This is a genomic window from Actinoplanes sp. NPDC051633, assembly GCF_040681735.1.
In the GTDB taxonomy this organism is placed as follows: domain Bacteria; phylum Actinomycetota; class Actinomycetes; order Mycobacteriales; family Micromonosporaceae; genus Actinoplanes.
Genome location: NZ_JBFAZH010000684.1, coordinates 1 through 4,274 on the forward strand (window position 1 = coordinate 1; position 4,274 = coordinate 4,274).

A 4,274-nucleotide genomic window follows, 5' to 3' on the forward strand; every position below is an offset into this window, starting at 1 on the left:
GAGCCGTACTGGCTGACCCAGCCGGGGGCGCCGCCGGCTCTCGAGGCGCTGCACGCGGTGGACACGGCGGACCTGGCGGTGGTCGGCGCCGGGTACAGCGGGCTGTGGACGGCATTGCTGGCCAAGGAGCGCGACCCCGGCCGGGACGTCGTCGTGCTGGAGGCGGGCACGGCCGGGTGGGCGGCGTCGGGGCGCAACGGCGGGTTCTGCTCGGCCAGCCTGACGCACGGGTTCGACAACGGGCTGACCCGCTTCCCGGCGGAGATCTCCGAGCTGGAGCGGCTCGGCCGGGAGAACCTCACCACGATCGGCCTGGCCGTCGAGCACTACGGCATCGACTGTTCGTGGGAACCGACCGGGGAGCTCGTCGTGGCCACCGAGGAATGGCAGATGCGGGAGCTGACCACCTCGTTCGGCGAAGCGACCGCGCGCGGCCTGGACGTGACGTTGCTGGACCGCGCCGAGGTGCAGGCGGAGGTGCGGTCGCCGCGCTTCCTCGGCGGGCTGTGGGACCGCACCGGCTGCGCGATGGTCGACCCGGCCCGCCTCGCCTGGGGCCTGCGCCGCGCCTGCCTCTCGCTCGGCGTGCGGATCTTCGAGAACACACCCGTTCTGCGCCTGGTCAACGAGCGGGGCGCGCTGCGGCTGAACACGCCGCGGGGCGAGGTGCGGGCGGGCCGCGTGGCCCTCGCCACCGGCGCGCACGGCAGCCTGCTCAAGCGCCTGCGGCACTACGTGGTCCCGGTGTACGACTACGTGCTGATGACCGAGCCACTCACGCCGTCGCAGCTCGACTCGATCGGCTGGCGCAACCGGCAGGGGCTGGGTGACGCGGCCAACCAGTTCCACTACTTCCGGCTCTCCGCGGACAACCGGATCCTGTGGGGCGGCTACGACGCCGTCTACTACCACGGGGGCCGCATCAGCCCGGCGCGGGACCAGCGGGAGGCGACGTTCAGGCTGCTGGCGGAACACTTCGCGGCCACGTTCCCGCAGCTGGACGGGATCCGCTTCACCCACAAGTGGGGCGGCGTGATCGACGCGTGCAGCCGGTTCAGCGGGTTCTTCGGCACCGCGTACGGCGGCCGGCTGGCGTACGCGGCGGGCTACACGGGCCTGGGCGTGGGCGCGACCCGGTTCGGCGCGAACGTCATGCTCGACCTGCTGAGCGGCGCCCGCACCGAGCTGACGTCACTGGAAATGGTGCGGAGCAAGCCGCTGCCGTTCCCGCCGGAGCCGGTGCGCAGCGGCGTGATCGAGCTGACCCGCTGGTCGATCGCCCGGGCCGACCGCAACGAGGGCAGGCGCAACCTGTGGCTGCGGACGCTCGACCGGATGGGCCTGGGCTTCGACTCCTGACCGTCGTGCATATGACACATGCGCTGAGCTGGGCGGACACTCGCTTACGGTCAGCGCATGCCGAAGATCACCGCCGTGGCCGCCGTCACCGTCCTGTTCCTCGCCGCGTGCGGTGCCGACGAGCCGGCCACGCCGACGGTTACCTCGCCGGCTGCATCGCCGGCTGCTGCGGCATCGGCCCAGGCGGCACCGGCCGGAGACGCCGCGAAGCACACCGCGACCGCGGAATGTGCCATGTCGGTCGACGACATCCGGTCGGTGATCGCGTCGAAGGCCGTGACCAAGGTGGAGGTCGTCGGTCAGTGCACGACGGTGGCGATCAGCACCTCGCTGGCCGACGGCGAGGCGGCCGCCGCGAAGGAGATCTGCGAGGCAGCCGCCAAGGTGTCCTATCAGGGCGACATCAACTCGGTCCGGGTCACCGGCAAGTCCGGCGACGAGCTGTCGCAGGGCATCGCCGGTGCGCCTTGCCTCGGCTGACGGGATCCGGCTGACCGGTCAGGCCCGGCAGCCGGACCACCGGCTGCGGAAGCGTTTCGCCACGTCGGCCGGCAGGCCCTCGCAGAGCCGCCCGCTGCCGGCCGTGAAGTGGTGCCAGGCGCCGTCGCCGTGGCGGAAGGTCGCGACCTCGCCGGTGAAGCCGGGGGTGTAGAGGCCGGCGATCGCGTAGTCGCGGTGGCAGACGATGCCGCGCAACTGCGACTTCGGGTCGTCCTCCCGGCCCATCACCGTCAGCAGGGTGGTCTCGTCCACCGGGCAGCCCTCGGCCGGACGGCCCGCCTGCTTGCTCACCGGCTCGGTCTCGACCGGCGGGCTCTGGACCGGCGCGCTCTGGACCGGCGCGCTGGGGGCCGGGCTGCTCGAGATCGGGCTGCTGCTAGGGATCGGGCTGCTCGGCGCGCTCTGCACCGGCGCTGCGGGCCGGGCGTCGCTCCCGCAGGCCGCGAGGCCGGCCGTGAGAGCGGCGCCGAGAACGAGGATCGAAAGGGTACGAGCGGACATCATCCATCTCCTGACACGTCGTGTTCGTCAACGTGACCGAAGGTAGGGACGCCGGGCGGGCGTTTGCTCACGGCTTCGTGCCATCGACAGTGGACGGTCGGGTAGCCTACCGTCCACGCTCAGGAGGCGGTGAGCTCCACCGACCGGATGCGGTCCTCGATCCGCTGGGCGTGGTGCGCGGTGATCAGCTCGTCGGCGCCCGCCTCCTTGGCGAAGCCCTCCAGGAACTCGCGCACCTCGGCCGGCGTGCCCGCCGCCGTGTAGCGGGTCATTGCCGCGAGCCCGCGGCCCTCCGGCGACTCGAGGAACGCGTCGATCTCGGCGTCTGTGAAGTCGGCGGGGGCGCCGCCGCGGGTCAGCATCCCGCGGGTCCGGGCGCGGTACGCCTCGGCGCGCATCTCGACGGCCCGGTCGTGGTCCTCGGCCGCGAACACGTTCACGCCGGCGATCACCCACGGCTCGGCGAGCTGCTCGGACGGGCGGAACGTGTCGCGGTAGACGGCGACCGCCTGGTGCAGCGCGTCGGGGGCGAAGTGGGAGGCGAACGCGTACGGCAGGCCGAGCTGCGCGGCGAGCTGGGCGCCGAACAGCGACGAGCCGAGGATGAACAGCGGGACGGGCTCGGCCGGGGTGGGCACCGCCCGCACGCCCGGGATGCGGGACCGGCCGGCGAGGTAGCCGTTCAGCTCCAGCACGTCCTGCGGGAAGGTGTCGGCGCTCTCGTTGCTGCGGCGCAGCGCCCGCAGGGTGGTCTGGTCGCTGCCGGGCGCACGGCCCAGCCCCAGGTCGATCCGGCCCGGGAAGAGCGACCCGAGCGTGCCGAACTGCTCGGCGATCACGAGCGGCGAATGGTTGGGCAGCATGATGCCGCCGGCGCCCAGCCGGATGCGGTCGGTGTGCGCCCCGACATGGCCGATCAGCACGGCGGTGGCGGAGGACGCGATGGTCGGCATGTTGTGGTGCTCGGCATACCAGACCCGCCGATAGCCGCTGCGCTCTGCGGCCCGGGCCAGCTCGACACTGGCCGCGAAGCTGTCACGAGCGCTCTGCCCGGGCGCGATGGGCGCGAGGTCGAGCAGCGAGAGAGGGATCGCCATGCGTCCATCCTGCCCCGCGATCACCGGGCCCGGCCCTCCCAGCGGTCCCGCAGGGCCGTGACGTGCAGCACCGTGTTGATGCCGAGCCAGCGGGCCGGCTCCGGTTCCCAGCGCCGCGAGCGGTGGCCCACCCACGGCAGCGTCACGCGCCCGGTGTCCCGCTTCAGGATCAGATCGGCGAGGGTACGCCCGGCGAGGTTGGCCGCGGCCACGCCGTCGCCCACGTATCCGCCGGCCCAGCCGACCCCGTCGCGCAGCCCCACCGACGGCGTCCAGTCCCGTGGGATCCCCAGCGGGCCGCCCCAGCGGTGGGTGACCCGCGGCGTGATGTCGAAGAGCTCGGTCAGCGTGCGGGTCAGCGCGTCGAAGACCGCGGGCACCCGGTCGTAGCCGTGCCGGATCCGTGACCCGAAGTGATAGGGCGCGCCGCGCCCGCCGAAGGCGAGCCGGTCGTCGGCGGTCCGCTGACCGTAGATGATCAGCCGCCGCTCGTCCGAGAAGGTCTCCCGCCGGCGCAGCCCGATCCGGTCCCAGACGGCCGCCGGGAGCGGCTCGGTGGCGATCATCAGCGAGTAGACGGGCGCGACCGTGCGCCGCTGCCGGGGCAGCGTGGCGGTCCAGGCCTCGAGCGCGCGCACCACGACACCGGCGCTCACGGTGCCGCGGTCGGTCTCGACGCGGCCGGGCGCGATCGACCGCACGCGCGTGCCCTCGTGGATGGTGACGCCGCCGTTTAGTTATTTTTATACGTGGAATGATTAAATGTCCTAGAAAGGGCTTTAAATGCAAAATAAAAAGACTACTCATTTTTTGAGT

5 protein-coding genes are annotated in these 4,274 nt (G+C 72.5%); 2 read left to right on the forward strand and 3 right to left on the reverse strand.

What is annotated here, in order from left to right:
* The first annotated feature begins 12 nt into the window (after positions 1-12).
* Both AB0M20_RS29680 and AB0M20_RS29685 read left to right on the forward strand, forming a co-directional pair.
* Complete coding sequence (locus AB0M20_RS29680; RefSeq protein WP_364303624.1) at positions 13-1,359, forward strand: FAD-dependent oxidoreductase; 1,347 nt, start codon at positions 13-15, stop codon at positions 1,357-1,359.
* A 57-nt stretch (positions 1,360-1,416) separates the two neighbouring features.
* A complete protein-coding gene (locus AB0M20_RS29685; RefSeq protein WP_364303619.1) occupies positions 1,417-1,839 on the forward strand; it encodes a hypothetical protein in 423 nt (140 codons plus the stop codon).
* An 18-nt stretch (positions 1,840-1,857) separates the two neighbouring features.
* Here AB0M20_RS29685 and AB0M20_RS29690 read toward each other — a convergent pair whose 3' ends face one another.
* The 3 genes from AB0M20_RS29690 to AB0M20_RS29700 form a co-directional block, all read right to left on the reverse strand.
* Positions 1,858-2,361, reverse strand: coding sequence for a hypothetical protein (locus tag AB0M20_RS29690; protein ID WP_364303620.1), 504 nt, complete (start codon positions 2,359-2,361; stop codon positions 1,858-1,860).
* Between the two features lie 119 nt (positions 2,362-2,480).
* Positions 2,481-3,458 carry an LLM class flavin-dependent oxidoreductase gene (locus AB0M20_RS29695; protein WP_364303621.1) on the reverse strand — a complete coding sequence of 326 codons (978 nt, stop codon included), beginning with the start codon at positions 3,456-3,458 and terminating at the stop codon, positions 2,481-2,483.
* Between the two features lie 20 nt (positions 3,459-3,478).
* A complete protein-coding gene (locus AB0M20_RS29700; protein ID WP_364303622.1) occupies positions 3,479-4,159 on the reverse strand; it encodes an FAD-binding oxidoreductase in 681 nt (226 codons plus the stop codon).
* Positions 4,160-4,274 lie beyond the last annotated feature (115 nt).